At 61.3% G+C, this 14,615-nt stretch carries 17 protein-coding genes and 1 tRNA gene; all 18 read left to right on the top strand.

Annotated features, from left to right (window positions below):
* Positions 1-44 precede the first annotated feature (44 nt).
* A complete protein-coding gene (locus B5F88_RS05375; RefSeq protein WP_087342572.1) occupies positions 45-521 on the top strand; it encodes a hypothetical protein in 477 nt (158 codons plus the stop codon).
* A gap of 221 nt (positions 522-742) precedes the next feature.
* A complete protein-coding gene (polA, locus tag B5F88_RS05370; protein ID WP_087342571.1) occupies positions 743-3,403 on the top strand; it encodes a DNA polymerase I in 2,661 nt (886 codons plus the stop codon).
* A 17-nt stretch (positions 3,404-3,420) separates the two neighbouring features.
* Positions 3,421-4,014: an N-acetyltransferase gene (locus B5F88_RS05365; protein ID WP_087342570.1), complete on the top strand. Its 594-nt coding sequence runs from the start codon at positions 3,421-3,423 to the stop codon at positions 4,012-4,014.
* Positions 4,015-4,048: 34 nt separating this feature from the next.
* Positions 4,049-4,285: a hypothetical protein gene (locus B5F88_RS05360; protein ID WP_087342569.1), complete on the top strand. Its 237-nt coding sequence runs from the start codon at positions 4,049-4,051 to the stop codon at positions 4,283-4,285.
* A gap of 12 nt (positions 4,286-4,297) precedes the next feature.
* Complete coding sequence (gene rimI, locus B5F88_RS05355; protein ID WP_087342568.1) at positions 4,298-4,762, top strand: ribosomal protein S18-alanine N-acetyltransferase; 465 nt, start codon at positions 4,298-4,300, stop codon at positions 4,760-4,762.
* Positions 4,759-5,769 carry a tRNA (adenosine(37)-N6)-threonylcarbamoyltransferase complex transferase subunit TsaD gene (gene tsaD, locus B5F88_RS05350; protein WP_087342567.1) on the top strand — a complete coding sequence of 337 codons (1,011 nt, stop codon included), beginning with the start codon at positions 4,759-4,761 and terminating at the stop codon, positions 5,767-5,769. Before rimI ends, tsaD begins: the two co-directional genes overlap by 4 nt.
* A gap of 558 nt (positions 5,770-6,327) precedes the next feature.
* Positions 6,328-6,401: transfer RNA gene (locus tag B5F88_RS05345), tRNA-Gln, on the top strand.
* A gap of 181 nt (positions 6,402-6,582) precedes the next feature.
* Positions 6,583-6,948 carry a hypothetical protein gene (locus B5F88_RS05340; protein WP_087342565.1) on the top strand — a complete coding sequence of 122 codons (366 nt, stop codon included), beginning with the start codon at positions 6,583-6,585 and terminating at the stop codon, positions 6,946-6,948.
* A complete protein-coding gene (locus B5F88_RS05335) occupies positions 6,945-7,997 on the top strand; it encodes a DUF947 domain-containing protein (RefSeq protein ID WP_140402061.1) in 1,053 nt (350 codons plus the stop codon). The genes B5F88_RS05340 and B5F88_RS05335 overlap by 4 nt, the downstream gene beginning before the upstream one ends.
* Positions 7,918-8,304, top strand: a complete 387-nt coding sequence (locus B5F88_RS05330; RefSeq protein ID WP_087342563.1) for a hypothetical protein — start codon at positions 7,918-7,920, stop codon at positions 8,302-8,304. The genes B5F88_RS05335 and B5F88_RS05330 overlap by 80 nt, the downstream gene beginning before the upstream one ends.
* A gap of 13 nt (positions 8,305-8,317) precedes the next feature.
* A complete protein-coding gene (locus B5F88_RS05325) occupies positions 8,318-8,785 on the top strand; it encodes a hypothetical protein (RefSeq protein ID WP_087342562.1) in 468 nt (155 codons plus the stop codon).
* A gap of 76 nt (positions 8,786-8,861) precedes the next feature.
* Complete coding sequence (locus B5F88_RS05320; protein WP_087342560.1) at positions 8,862-10,625, top strand: phage tail sheath subtilisin-like domain-containing protein; 1,764 nt, start codon at positions 8,862-8,864, stop codon at positions 10,623-10,625.
* Between the two features lie 43 nt (positions 10,626-10,668).
* Positions 10,669-11,148, top strand: a complete 480-nt coding sequence (locus tag B5F88_RS05315; RefSeq protein WP_087342559.1) for a phage tail protein — start codon at positions 10,669-10,671, stop codon at positions 11,146-11,148.
* 73 nt (positions 11,149-11,221) lie between these two features.
* Positions 11,222-11,581, top strand: a complete 360-nt coding sequence (locus tag B5F88_RS05310; RefSeq protein WP_087342558.1) for a hypothetical protein — start codon at positions 11,222-11,224, stop codon at positions 11,579-11,581.
* Positions 11,582-11,718: 137 nt separating this feature from the next.
* Entirely contained in the window at positions 11,719-11,901 is a 183-nt protein-coding gene (locus tag B5F88_RS05305) for a DUF6760 family protein (RefSeq protein ID WP_087342557.1), read from the top strand.
* Between the two features lie 18 nt (positions 11,902-11,919).
* Complete coding sequence (locus B5F88_RS05300) at positions 11,920-12,546, top strand: phage tail protein (protein ID WP_087342556.1); 627 nt, start codon at positions 11,920-11,922, stop codon at positions 12,544-12,546.
* 48 nt (positions 12,547-12,594) lie between these two features.
* Positions 12,595-13,011, top strand: coding sequence for a phage tail protein (locus tag B5F88_RS05295; RefSeq protein ID WP_087342555.1), 417 nt, complete (start codon positions 12,595-12,597; stop codon positions 13,009-13,011).
* The coding region (locus B5F88_RS05290; protein ID WP_140402060.1) for a hypothetical protein at positions 13,011-14,615 on the top strand (1,605 nt) is incomplete at its 3' end. The genes B5F88_RS05295 and B5F88_RS05290, both read left to right, overlap by 1 nt.

Raw genomic sequence — 14,615 nt, 5'->3', positions numbered from 1 at the left:
CGGAGCTGCGCCTTTCCGAGGAAAAATTACAGGAGGTTATTCATATGACAGAGCAAACCAGCCGCAAAACCGGCCGCCGCCCCCTGCGGGTGGGCCTGATTGCCGCCGCGCTGTGCGCCCTGCTGGCCGTTTCGGTCAGCGCCGCCAATCCCCAGGTGCTGGAGGGACTGGTGGCGACGATCCGTTCCTCCTTTACGGTGGGGGAGTACCGGGAGGAGCTGGTGATGGAGGACGGCGTGCAGCTTACCGCCCTGCGCTTTCCCGAGGTGACAGCAGAGGAGCGGGACGGCCGTACGGTGCTCACCGTGGACGGGCAGGAAATGGATATTACCGACGCCATGGCCCGGGATGGTACCTATACCTGGACCTATGAGGACGAGGGAGCCAAAGTCAGTGTACAGGTATATCTGGATGAGCAGGGCGCGCTCCAGACCATTACCAATGTGGCCCCGGCGGAGGGAACCTGGGAGATGGGAGCTTCCCTGGTGGGTGAATGCAGTGAGGAGACCCCGGCGGAGTAACCGGAGAGCAATGATTGCAAGAAGCTGAAGCGGGGCACTTTCTGACGCTGCCGGACAGGCCTCGGCAAGAGACGGGACCATTTCTTCCCGATGGAAGGGGAGGGGTGGTCCCGTTTTTGCGTGCGGGCGATGCTCCGGTTTTTCTTGCCGGAGAACGGGAAAACTGCTATACTGTATCTTGTGATTTTATGTCCGGCCAGCCGGGCGTGGGAGGTTCTTCCATGAAACTCATGGTTATCGACGGCAATTCCATCATCAACCGGGCCTTTTACGGCATCCGTATGCTTACCACCAAGGACGGACAGCCCACCAACGCGGTGTACGGCTTTGTCAATATCCTGCTCAAGCTGCTGGAGGAGGAGAAGCCGGAGGCCCTGTGCGTCACCTTTGACCGGAAGGCCCCCACTTTCCGCCATCTGGCCTATGAGGGTTACAAGGCCCAGCGGAAGGGAATGCCGGATGAGCTGGCCGCCCAGCTGCCGGTTTTAAAGGATGTGCTGGAGGCCATGAATATCCCCCGGTATGAGATGGACGGCTGGGAGGCCGACGATCTCATCGGCACCATCTCCGTCAAGGATACCGCCGCCGGGTGGGATACGGTTATCGTCACCGGGGACAAGGACTCCCTCCAGCTGGTCACCGATACCACCCGGGTGAAGCTGGTATCCACCCGTATGGGTCAGACCACCACCAAGGAGATGACGCCTGAGACCTTCCGGGAGGCCTATGGCTTTGACCCCATCCACATCATCGACCTGAAAGCGCTGATGGGGGACGCCAGCGACAATATTCCGGGCGTCAAGGGCATCGGAGAAAAGACTGCCATGGATCTGATCCAGCGGTACCAGAGCGTTGCGGCTATCTACGAACATCTGGACGGGGTGGAGGCCAAGCCTGCCGTATTGAAGAAGCTGGCGGAGGGGGCGGACCAGGCCAAGCTGTCCTACGACCTGGCCACCATCCACACCGACGCCCCTATTGACTTTACCCCGGAGGCCAATATACGGCAGGAGCCCAACGTCTCCGAACTGTATCAGCTGTTTTTGAAGCTGGAATTCAACAAGCTCATTGACAAGCTGGGCCTGAAAGCCCCCCAGGGGGAGGTGCAGCAGCAGGAGGAGTTTACCGGGACCTGTACCAGCGAGGATGTGACCGACCGGACCCGGGCGGAGGAGCTGCTGGCGCTTTGGAGGACAAAGGACAGCGTGGATGTGCTGGCTCTGCCCAGTCTGGACGTGGTGGTGGTGGAGCACTGGGAGAACGAGCGGGACAGTCACGCCGCCATCCTCAGAGCCGATCGGCTGGAGGGGTACAATGACGTGCTAAAAGCCCTCTTCGCCCCGGATGTCAAGAAGAACACCCATGATGTAAAGACCCTGCTCTCCCGGCTGCTGGCCGAGGGCATTGTGGGGGGCGGCTTCGTCTTTGACACCGCCATCGCCGCCTATCTGCTGGCCCCCACCGACGGCGGCTATGAGCTGGAGACGCTGGGGATGCGGTGGTTCAACCACGAGTACCCCAAGGCCAAGGACACCTATCTGGCCCCCGACGCATTCACCCCCCTGAGCGATCAGGCGGCGGTGCTGGGCGCCTTCCTGTCCCACTGCGCCCTTATCGGGGCGCTGAAGGAGGCCATGGCCCCGCGGCTTGCCGAGCTGGGCATGGACAAGCTGTACTATGAGGTGGAGCTTCCCTTGTGTCCCGTGCTGGCCGAGATGGAACATTTGGGCATGCTGGTGGACCGGGGGGCGCTCACCGCCTTCGGGACCATGCTGGATGAGCGGATCAAGGCCGACGAGGCCCTGATCTACGAGCTGGCGGGGGAGAGCTTCAACATCAATTCCACCCAGCAGTTCGGCCACATTCTCTTTGACAAGCTGGGACTGCCCCCGGTGAAAAAGACCAAGACGGGCTATTCCACCAACGCAGAGGTGCTGGAAAAGCTGAAGGGCAAGCATCCAATTGTGGAGGCGGTGCTGGATTACCGGCAGCTGGCCAAGCTGAAGTCTACCTATGTGGACGGCCTGACCAAAGTGATCGCCCCCGACGGGCGGATCCACACCTCCTTCCAGAACACCGTCACTGCCACCGGGCGGCTGTCCTCCACCGAGCCCAATCTGCAAAATATCCCTGTCCGCACCGAGCTGGGAGCGGAGCTGCGGAAGATGTTTGTGGCCCCGGCGGGGAAGATGCTGGTGGATGCCGACTACTCCCAGATTGAGCTGCGGCTGCTGGCCCATATCGCGGGGGACGAGCACATGATCGCCGCCTTCCGCTCCGGGGAGGACATCCACACCGTCACCGCCTCCCAAGTGTTCGGGGTGGCCCCGGAGCAGGTCACCCATGAGATGCGCCGCCGGGCCAAGGCGGTGAACTTCGGTATTGTCTATGGTATTTCCGACTTCTCCCTGTCCCAGGATATCGGGGTCACCCGCGCCGAGGCCAAGGAGTATATGGAGAAGTATTTTGAGAAGTATTCCGGCGTCCGCGCCTATATGAGCCGGGTGGTGGAGCAGGCCAAGGCTGACGGCTATGTGTCCACCATCTTCGGCCGCCGCCGGTGGCTGCCTGAGCTGAAGTCCTCCAACTTCAATATGCGCTCCTTCGGGGAGCGGGTGGCCCTGAATATGCCTATCCAGGGTACCGCCGCCGACATCATCAAGCTGGCCATGATCCGCGTCCGGGACTGCCTGGCGGCGGAGGGGCTGGCGGCAAAGCTGGTGCTCCAGGTCCACGACGAGCTGATCGTGGAGTGCCCGGAGGGAGAGGCCGAGCGGGTCAAGGAGCTGCTGGAGCGGGAGATGGAGCGGGTGGTGGAGCTGGCCCTGCCCCTGATCGCCGAGGCCCACGCCGGCCGCAGCTGGGCGGAGGCCAAGGGCTGATAGGGGAGGGAAAGGTGATGACAGAGCTGCGGGCCGTTCCTCCGGAGGAGCTGGAGACCTGGTACACCAAGGAGCTGTGTACCGCATTCCCTCCCTGTGAGCAGAAGCCCCTGTCCGCCATCCAGGAGCTGATGGCTCAGGGGAGGTATGAGCTGTTGGGGCTGTATGACGGTCCTCTGCTGCAGGGCTACGCCACCTTGTGGAGCTGTCCGGAGTGTCCGGGCTATGTGCTGCTGGACTATCTGGGGGTGACGGCCGCCCGGAGAAACGGCGGGCTGGGCGGGCGGATGCTGGGTCTGCTGCGGGAGCGCTGCGGGTCCGGAACGGTTCTGATCGTGGAGGCAGAGGCCCCTGACTCCGGCGGGCCGCCGGAGGAGCGGCCCCTGCGGGAGCGGCGGCTGGCCTTTTACCGGCGGCACGGCTGTACGCCGGTGTATCTGAGCTTCAACTGCGGCCTGCTGTGCCAGGTGTTTGTGCTGGGGGAGGCTCCGGCGGACCTGGCCGCGCTGGGGAAGGCCCACCGGGCCATTTATGGCCCCTCCCGTAGAGATGTGGTTATAGACCCGCCTCCCGGCGCAATACCCCCTCAGCCCTATTGGATGGAACGCTGAGGAGCCATAGATAGAGAAGGAAAGGAGGCCTTTTGTGGCCATTCGGATTGTGTGTTTGTTGCTGGGTCTGGCCGCCGCCGTTGGGGGGATACTGATGCTGCTGCGGCCCGCCCTGTTTGCCCGCCTGGATGAGCTGTGGGAAAAGACGGCGTTTTATCAGAAGCTGGGAAAGCCGTCCGCGACCCAGGTGCTGGGCGTGGTCCTGCTGCTGGTGGGCATCGTGCTTTGTCTGGTCATGCCGGTGTCTCTGGCAGTCTATCTTGCGTCGTAAGGAGCGATTCCTGTGCAGTATAAGTTGGTCCCCATGGACAAGTCCCACCTGAGCCAGGTGGCGGCCATTGAGCGCATATGCTTTTCTCACCCTTGGTCGGAGGCCCTGCTGGAGCAGGAGCTCTACAACGATATGATCTCCCTGGTGGTGGCCGAGGGGGAGGACGGTACCGTGCTGGGCTACGGAGAGGTGCGTGCCATTTTGGACGAGGGCACCCTGGAAAAGATCGCCGTGGCCCCTCCCTTCCGCCGGCAGGGGGTGGCGGAGGAGATCCTGAAGGCCTACCTCCGGCTGGGGCAGGCCCATCTGGCCTTTCTCACCCTGGAGGTGCGGGAGAGCAACGCCCCCGCCATTGGTCTCTATGAGAAGCTGGGCTTTCAGGTGGTGGGCCGCCGGAAAAACTATTATCGGGAGCTTCATGAGGACGCCCTGCTGATGACCATTACTTTTTCTGAGGAAACGAAGGGAACGGAATGAATATTTTAGCCATTGAATCCTCCTGTGATGAGACGGCGGTGGCTGTGGTAAAGGATGGCCGTACCGTCCTGTCCGACGCCATCGCCTCCCAGGCGGATATGCACGCCATTTACGGCGGGGTGGTGCCGGAGATTGCCTCCCGCAAGCACATTGAGGCCATTGCCGCGCTGGCGGAGCAGGCCTTGGCCCAGGCGGGAGTGACCAGGGCCGATATTGACGCCGTGGCGGTAACCTATGCCCCTGGCCTCATCGGGGCCCTGCTGGTGGGTGTGAATTTTGCCAAGTCTGCCGCCTTTGGTCTGAATGTGCCCCTGATCCCCGTCCACCATGTTCGCGGACATATTGCCGCCAATTACATCACCCACCCGGAGCTGGAGCCGCCCTTTGTCTGTCTGTGCGTCTCGGGGGGAAACACCCTGATTGTGGACGTAAAGGATTATACCCGCATGGAGATTATGGGGGCCACTCGGGACGACGCGGCGGGGGAGTGCTTTGACAAGGTGGCCCGGGTGCTGGGGCTGGGCTATCCCGGCGGAGCCCCGGTGGACCGGCTCTCCCAGGGAGGGGATGACCGGCGGTATGAATTGCCCCGGGCCCATGTGGCGGACGCGCCGCTGGATATGTCCTTTTCCGGGCTCAAGACGGCTGTGCTCAACCTGGTCCACAATGCCCAGCAGAAGGGTGAGCAATTGGAGCTGAAAGACCTGGCGGCCTCTTTTTCTGCCGCTGTCAGCGATTCCCTGGTGCCCCGGGCCATGGAGGCAGCCAAATGCAAGGGATACGGCAAACTGGCGGTGGCCGGCGGCGTGGCGGCCAACTCCCGTATCCGGGCCGACCTGGAGCGGGCCTGCGCCGCATCGGGGGACAAGCTCTATCTGCCCCAGCTCTTCCTGTGCGGGGACAATGGAGCCATGATTGGCTGCCAGGGGTATTATGAGTATCTGGTCGGAGTCAGAGGCGGGATGGATCTGAACGCCTATGCCAACCGGGATATCCAAAAGGGCTGACTTAGGTCAGCCCTTTTGACGTGCAGGAGACAGCTCCAGGGGGTGCAAAGCCTGCTGGAAAATGTATTATGTAGACAGAGTGCAGGGGGATTTTGGTAAATAATTGGCTGAAAAAGGGGTGGAAAAAGCTGTGGATAAGTGAAAAAACTTCTGTAGTATGCGGGAAAACGAGTGTGGAAAAACGTGTGGATAATGTGGATAACTAATTGTAAACATAGTAATAATTTAATATTATGTAAATCAATAAGCGGAAAGCTCCTGCAAAAATGGGTTATAAATACCGGGAAAATCAAAGATTTCCGGTGTGTTTTTGGCTTGCCCGGTAGAGGGGGTGACGGCGAGACAGATGCGTGCTGGAAAAATAGGAGCGTCTGGCGTTTTGTGGTTTGCAGCTTGTCTGGCAAAACGGACGGAATTATACGTGCCGTATATGGGTTTTGAGGCAGCTGGGAGGGCGTGCAAAAAAATCTGAAAAAACTTTGAAAAAGCTATTGACAAATTGCTCCTCTATGCGTATAATATCGCTTGTGCTCGTGCTCGCGAGAGCGGCGCCAAAATAGCGGGATTGTGTAAGGGTAGCACAGCAGACTCTGACTCTGTATGTGAGGGTTCGAATCCTTCTCCCGCTGCCAAGCAAACCCCTGGAACCGTAATAGTTCCAGGGGTTTTTGTTTTTTCTAACCTTGCGTCTGTCGAGGGAGGTCATTTTGCACCACATAACGGGCGTTCAGGTCAATTTCGTTGAAATGCTTCTTCGGATTCCATACAATACAAATAGGTCAAAAGAGAAGGAAGCGGTATGAGGACGGACAAATGAGAATTGCCGTATGTGAAAACACCCAGGCCGCCGTGGAGCGGCTCCGGGGATGGATCGAACAATACTGCCTGCTTTATCAGCTTTCCGCGGATGTTCAGTGCTTCCTGACCGCGGAGGCTTTTTCCGGCTGTAAAGGAAGGTTCGACGTGGCCTTTGTGGGCTTTGGCGGAAACACAGGTTTCCTCCAGGCCAGAATGCTGCGGGAACGGGACCACAGCTGCCGGATCATTCTGCTGGACGACACCCAGCAGTTTGCGGTGCAGGGCGTGCGGATTCATTGTACGGATTTCATTCTCCGTCCGGTAGAGTTCCGGCATATTGTCCGGAGTATGGGCCTGGCTACGGCAGGGGGGATGCGATGAGTCGGATTCACCTCAGACGAAAGGCGGACTCTGTCCCCAAGGGGCAGCCGATGGAGCAGGCCCTCCACCGCCAGATGGCGTGGGCGGCGGGCACCGAGCAATTTCAGCACAGGGATCCGCTCTACCATGTGACCGAGAATTTTCAGCAGACCTTTGACGCGATGGGCCGCCGCCATGCGGCCCAGATCCAGGGCGAGACGCAGGAGAACGCCGGGGGGGAGCAGACAGGCCGGGAACCGGCTGAGGGCTTGGGGGATACCTCCTCCCGGGCTTTTTATGAGCGCTCCTCACCGGAGGACCAGGACATGCTCCGCCGGTTTTCCGAGAACGCCTTTCAGCGCGGCACCCTCTCGGGCGCGGTGCTCCAGGGCTCCAGCAAGATGATGCTGTTTTCCTGCCTGAAAAAGACCATCGGCCAGTCCCAGCCTACCCGGTGGCAGCAGCAGAAGCTCTTTGAAAAGAGCTCTCCCATCCGCAACGTGCCGGGGCATTCGCCCGACAAGGTGGTGTTCAACCGGGGCTTCACCGACAGCGCGGTGGGGCTTGTGGTGGATACCCTGCGGGATGCCCGGCGCACCGTAGAGGATATGCAGGGCCTGGTTCAGGGCAGTCTGAGCCAGACCGAAGGGGGAGCCTATGGGGCGGATACCCTGCGGACCATGTACCCCTTTCTGGATGACAGCCGGGAGCGGGAGCTGCTGGAGCAGTACCGGGGCCAGCTGAAGCAGACGAAGGACCCCAGGGAGAAGGCCGCCCTGCAAAGCGCCATTGCCCGCATGGAGGCGCTGGTGGGGAAGAAGGCCCAGATGAAGCAGGAGTTTATCAACAAGCTTCGTTTCCTCTCCGACCGGGCCACCGAGGCCTTGACGGTTTTTTCCCAGCCTGGGTTTTCCGCAGAGCTGGATCAGGCCCTGCGGAAGGCGACGGGGGCGGAGGAGCCGCCTCCGGACCAGGGAGAAGGAGGGGACGATGGAGCAGCGGAGTCAGGAGAAAACCCGCCAGACGGAGCAGACCCGGGAGACGGAGCGGCAGACCAGCCGGATTCCTGAGCGGGAACGGCTCAGCGGCGCCGGATATGTGATCCGGGCCGTAGTGGAGGGGGCGTCCCTGCTGGATATGCCCCCAGCTCGTTTGGAGGAACTGGCCGGTTGGCTGGGCAACCAGAACATGGCGGCTCTGCTGGAGGCCCAGGGAGGAGCCGTGGTGGAAGCCCGGTTTGTACTCCCGGAGGCAGCGCCGGAGACGGCGCCTTTTCCCGTCCCGGAGACAGAGCCTCTGATGACCGGGCCGCCCCAGGATGTGACGACAGGAGAGACGGCGGGGAGAGCCTTTGACCCGGCGGCGCTTTCCTTCTGAGGAGGTGGGTCCCATGGCGCAAGAGTTTGACGTGCCGCCTGACGGAGGGGCGGAGCTGGAGGCGCTGCTGCAGCATAGCGGCGTGGACTTTCTCCGGGATGGCAGCCGGTTTCGCCTGCGCTTTTCCAGCCGGGGCTGCACCTGGCAGACGGTTTGCGACTGTCAGGGCCAGCGGGTGCTGATCTACGGCGTTCACCCCACCCCCGTGACCCATCCGCAGCAGGCCCTGGAGATGTGCAGCCAACTCAACAGCCAGGTGGTGGAGGGCAGCTTTTTCCTTCAGGAGGGGCGGCTGATCTTCCGTACCAGCGCCCGGCTGACCGAACGCTTTGAAGCGCAGGCGCGCATTGCCGCCGCGCTGGAATATAACGCCGCCGTGCTCTCCCACTGGTGGGAGCGGTTGGCGGCGGGAGCCCAGGGCTCCCCTTTCCCATTGGAATCCAGGCGCAGTTCCGCCGTGCCTTTGGATGATACCTTATAATAAGCAATTTTTATCAATAGAAAGGAGGGGCGCTTCACGTCTGGCCCCCAGCCAATATGTGGCGTGAAGCAAAGACATGGCAGAGTATTTATCCCCGGGCGTTTACGTAGAGGAGTATGATTCCGGTGCCACGCCTATGCAGGGCGTCAGCACCAGCACCGCTGGCTTTGTGGGTCTGGCGGAGCGGGGGCCCATTATGGGCCAGCCCCAGCTGGTTACCAGCTTTGCCGACTACAAGCGGATGTACGGCGGCTACCTCAGCGAGGCCGGTTATGGCAGCAACCGTTTCCTGCCCTATGCTGTGGAGCAGTTTTTCAGCAACGGCGGCGCCCGGGCGTACATCATGCGGGCGGTGCCCGGCGATGCCAGAACCGGCAGCTGCGTCTCCGGTGTGCTGAAGATTTCCGCCTCCAACCCCGGCGCCTGGGCGGAGGATCTGCGGGTGGTGGTTTCCCCTGCCTCCAAGGCCAAGACCCAGGTCCTGGCGGTAAGCGGGGCTGACCTGACCCTGAAGAACGCCGACGGCTTCAACGCCGGCGATGTGGTGGAGCTCTATGACGGCAAGACCACGGCCTATGCCACCGTGAAAAACGTGCTGGACAAGGTGATCACCCTGGACGCCCCCTGCTCTCTGGATGTGGCCGACGCCAAGGTGGGCACCGTCAAGTACATCAAGACCTGTGAGATTACCCTCACCGTCCGCCTGGGCGAGAATGTGGAGACCTTTGAGAACCTCTCTCTCAAGCCTGACGCCCTGAATGACATCGTGGCCAAAACCGCCAAGTCCGACCTGATCACCGTGGAGGTGCTGGAGAGCAAGGCTGCCCCCGCGCCTGTCAAGGAGAAGGATAAGGACGGCAAGGAGATTCCCGCTCCCGCCCCCAAGGCGCCCTCCATCGTGCCGTTTGCCCTGTGCGGCGGCAACGGGGCCGACCTGGTGCTCACCCTGCAGGGCGGCAGCAACGGCTCTGTGCGCACTGCCACTCCTGACGCCTTCCTGGGCAAGGATGACGGCCCCGGCAAGCGCACCGGCCTGCAGGCCTTCCAGGAGAACGGCAATGTCTCCATCATGGCCATCCCCGGCGTCACCATGCCCGAGGTCCAGGCCGGTCTGGTGGGCTTCTGTGAGGGCAAGAAGAGCTGCTTCGCCATTCTGGACGTGCCCATGGAGCTGAAGAAGACCAACGATGTGGCCAACTTCCGGGATATGTACGACTCCACCTATGCCGCCATGTATCACCCCTGGCTGGAGATGTACGACGCCGGTTCCAAGCGTTCGGCCTATTTCCCGCCCTCCGGCGCCATGGCCGGCATCTATGCCCGCACCGACGTGGAGCGGGGCGTCCACAAGGCGCCCGCCAATGAGGTCGTCCGGGGCTGCACCGGCCTGTCCTGTGCCTACAATGAGGGCGAGCAGGACGTGCTCAACCCCATCGGCGTCAACCTGATCCGCGCCTTCACCGGCCGGGGCATCCGGGTGTGGGGCGCCCGCACCATCAGCTCCAACGGCCTGTGGAAGTATCTGAACGTCCGCCGACTGTTCATCTATGTGGAGGAGTCCATCAAGGCCAACACCAGCTGGGTGGTCTTTGAGCCCAACTCCACTGAACTGTGGGACCGTGTCACCCGCACCATCGAGACCTTCCTGTCCACCTGCTGGCGGGACGGCGCTCTGGCTGGCTCCACGCCCTCCGAGGCCTTCTTTGTGGAGTGCGGCCCCACCACGATGACCCAGGACGACATTGACAACGGCCGGCTGATCTGCCAGATCGGCATTGCCCCGGTGAAGCCTGCTGAGTTTGTGATCTTCCGCATCACCCAGAAGACCGCTTCTGAGTGAGCCGACCTCCTCCTAAACTGATACAGAAAGGACGAAAATAAGAATGGCCATCAATTATCCCTACAGAGTATTTCGATATAGGGTGGAGATCGACGGAATCAGCCGGGCGGGCTTCTCGGAGGTTTCCGGCATGAGCTCCTCCACCGACGCCGTGGAGTACCGCGAAGGCGACGACCTGCGCAACACCCCCCGCAAGCTGGCGGGCCTGACCAAGTTCGGTAACGTGACCCTCCGCTGGGGCGTGTCCGACGACACCGATTTCCTGGATTGGCTCTATTCCGTGGCTCCTACCAACAACGCCCCGCCCACCGGCATGGTGCGGCATAACGTGACCATTACCCTCATTGACGACGCCGGCAACACCGGTCCCTCCTGGCGGCTGATCAACGCCTGGCCCGTGGGCTACACCGTGCCCGACCTGAACGGTATGGGCGGCGAGGTGGCCATCCAGTCCCTGGAGCTGTGCCACGAGGGTCTGGAGCATACCCCCGGCGCTATGGCCGGTGCCGCTTCCACCATCTGAGTCTTATAACATCTCTACAGCCCACAGGCTTTTTTGCCTGTGGGCTGTGGGGAATCTCACCTAGGAGGACGCCATGCAGACCGAATTTGAATTTGAACTGCCCAAGGGCTATGTGGATCAGAATGGGGAGGTACATAAGCGGGGGGTCATGCGTCTGGCCACGGCGGCGGACGAGATCCTGCCTCTGCGGGACCCTCGGGTTCAGCAGAACTCCGGCTACCTTACCATCATCCTGCTCTCCCGGGTGGTCACCAAGCTGGGTACGCTGAACGGGATTGACACCCGGGTGATCGAGCGGCTGTTCACCATGGATCTGGCCTATCTGCAGGATATGTATCAGCGTATCAATATGTCGGAAATGCCCCACTACCAGCTGACCTGCCCCCACTGCAACCAGCAGTTTGAGGTACCGCTGGATTTTTTGCTGGGCTAGAGTGGGCTTCCGCGGAGAATGAAGGGCTTCCCATCCGGCGGGTCAGACCCCAGGAGCCGTCCCGGGAGGGCGCTGCCGCCTGGCAGGACCTTCCCCGACAGACGGGCAGCCCGCTGTCTCTGAAGCACACCCGGGGGGTGTCGCTCTACCCCCAGGAGCGCCTCTATCAGGAGATGGCGTTTCTGGCCTATTATCTGCACTGGTCCAACGAGGCGCTGATGGCTTTGGATCACTGGGAGCGGCGGCGCTGGTGCCGTGAGGTGTCCGCCATCAACAAAAAGCTCAGCGGCGACAACAACAAGACCTTTGAATTTCGGTAAAACGGCAGGTGAGACACTATGGCGAATGAGACAGGAATGGAGACAACGGTGCCTCTGGAGCCGTTGGAGCCGCTGCAGGCCTTCCGTTTTCTGATCAAAATAGGGGATGGCGAGCAAGTAGAGGCCGCGTTTGCCCGCTGCTCCGGTATCCGGATGCAGGTGGAGACCCTTCAGTTCCGCTCCGGCGACGACAGCCGGGGTGTGAAGGAGTATACACCAGTGTTTACCGGATATGCGCCGATCACCTTCAGCAAAGGTGTGGTGGGGGACTATGAATTCTGGAACTGGATTCTGGAGGCCTCTGCCAATGCCAGCAGCGGACCAAGGGGCAACAATCTGCGGCGCACCATTCATGTGTGCGGCCTGGATAAGTACGGAAAGACCAGAGTGGATTGGACCCTGAATCAGGCCATGCCCATTGGCTATGAGCTGTCAGAACTGGATGGCAGCCGCAGCGAGGTGCTGATGGAAAACGTCACCTTTGCCTTTACCGGACTGGAGCGGAACAGCTTCTCCCATGAGATCCCGGCAAAGAAGGCGCCGAGGCAAAAAGTCTCGCCCAGCCCCAAGCCCAGAAAAGAGATCAAACCGAGGCAAAGACCCAATCCGAGCCCGATTCCCAGGGCAAACCAGGGCGAGGAATGAGATAGTGATTTATCTTAAAGGCGGCGACAGGAAGGAGGAGAGAGCGGCATGGTACTTTCCGGCGCTTATTTTGACGTCTATCTGCTTGGCACGGGAGGCATCCTGCAGGGCGGCTTCTCCGCTGTGTCCGGCCTGGACATGGAAGTGGAGTACGAGGTCTATGCGGAGGGCGGGAGCAACTATCCCCGCTACTACTTCCAGAATGTAAAGCCCCAGCGCCTGATTCTGGAGCGTGGCGTGGTCACCACGGTGGACAGTGTTTCCATCCTGATGGGACTGGTGAACCAGGGCATGTCCATTCCGCTGTCAGGCACCATCATACTCAAGGACAGCTTTGGCTCCGCTCAGCGAACTTGGAGTATTGTGGGCGCCCACCTGGTCAAATATGTGGGCCCCCAGCTGAACAGCAACCAGGCCAGCGTGGCCGTTTCGCGGATTGAATTGATGCATAACGGGTGCTACTGATGGATTCCATTGCGGTGACAAAACCCAATATGGCAGTGCTCTCTCAGGAGAGACTGGCGCTGTCCCCCTTTGGCGCCCTGGCCCAGTCCTTTGCGGAGGTACTGATGGCCCGGGCAGGACAGGAGGAGGGATATTGGTCCTTTGTGCCTCTGGAGCTGCTTCAGGAGGCGGAAGAACCGCCTGTCTCGCCGGTTCCGCCGGCCCAGACGGTGCTCCAGTTCAATCTCAAGCTGGTGCTGGACGCCCTGCGGAAAGACAGACCGAATACAGAGTATCTGCGGGCCACCGAACGTATTGTGGAGCGTATTGTTCAGCGGCAGGAGGTTCAGCGGGAGGCGGCACGGTCCGCTCCAACGGCAGCCGCCGTTGTGGCGCCCGCTGCAACGGCCCAGGCGGCCCTGCGTTTCCAGCAGAACATCATGCAGACCCTGCATCAGACTTTTTTATTCCAGCGCCCGGATGGATATCGGACGGGTGAAGGGTTCCGGCAGCAGCCTGGAGCCGCAGCGGGGGAGACCGGGCGTCCTGGCCAGTTGGGGCAGAAGACCGCAGTGTTTACCCAGATGCTGCAGACTCTGCGGGAGGAGGGCAAATCCTTTCCCGCGCAGCAGGCGGCGGAAACCGCCCAACAGGGCGGCGCTCAGGCCGCCAAAAGATTGATACAGACGGCGGAACAGCTGGAGCGGAAGCTCCGGCAGAAAGATGTCCGTCCTACCAAAACGCAGACCATACAGCAGACACAGCATACGCCCGTATCTCAACATACGGGCCCCGAGCAAGGACATGATCTGCCGAAATTCTCTGCCCGACAGGGTGGGGAACCTACCGGCAGCCTACATACATTGGAACCGCCTTCTTTGAAGGAGCAGAGCGAGATAAGCCGTGCCGTGGAGCGTGCGGTGCGGACTGCGGAGACGTTGCTTCCGCAGATGGAGCCGCAGAGGCAGACTTCTGCCAAACCTCTGACGGAGCAGCCACCAGGAAAAGAAGCGCGGACGGTCACAGCCAAAGACATTCGAACGGTCATTCCTGACTCTGACAACCAGGAAAGCCGGCCTGAGCAGCACAGAGCCGATTTTCTTCCCAGTGAGGAGCTGACACACCGGCAGGAGGAGCCGGGCAGAGAGGCAACAGCTCCGCCCGCGGCCATGACTCAGCCTCATTCGGCGCAGCCGCATATAGAGGCGGGCCAGAAAGTAACCGCCCGGGATATCCGAACTGTCATTTCGGAGTCCGGGGAACAGGCGACCCAGCCGGAGCAGAGAATGGGAGAACTTCTCCCCGGTGAGGAGCTGACACACCGGCAGGAGGAGCCGGGCAGCGAGGCGACAACTCCGCCCACGGCCATGACTCAGCCTCATTCGGTGCAGCCGCATGTAGAGGCGGGCCAGAAAGTAACCGCCCGAGACATCCGAACCGTGATTCCGGAGTCCGGGGAGCAGGCAGCCCAGCCGGAGCGGCGATTGGGGGAACTTCTCCCCGGCGAGGAGCTGATACACCGGCAGGAGGAGCAAAGCAGAGAGGCGGCAACTCCGCACACGGCCATGCTCCAGCCTCATTCGGCGCAGCCGCATGCAGAGCCGGGCCAGAGGGTAACCGCTCGG

This window comes from Flavonifractor sp. An306 (genome assembly GCF_002159455.1).
Classification (GTDB): Bacteria; Bacillota; Clostridia; order Oscillospirales; family Oscillospiraceae; genus Flavonifractor.
Note: the sequence above shows the minus strand (reverse complement) of the source record. Positions and strands in the feature narration are given on the sequence as shown.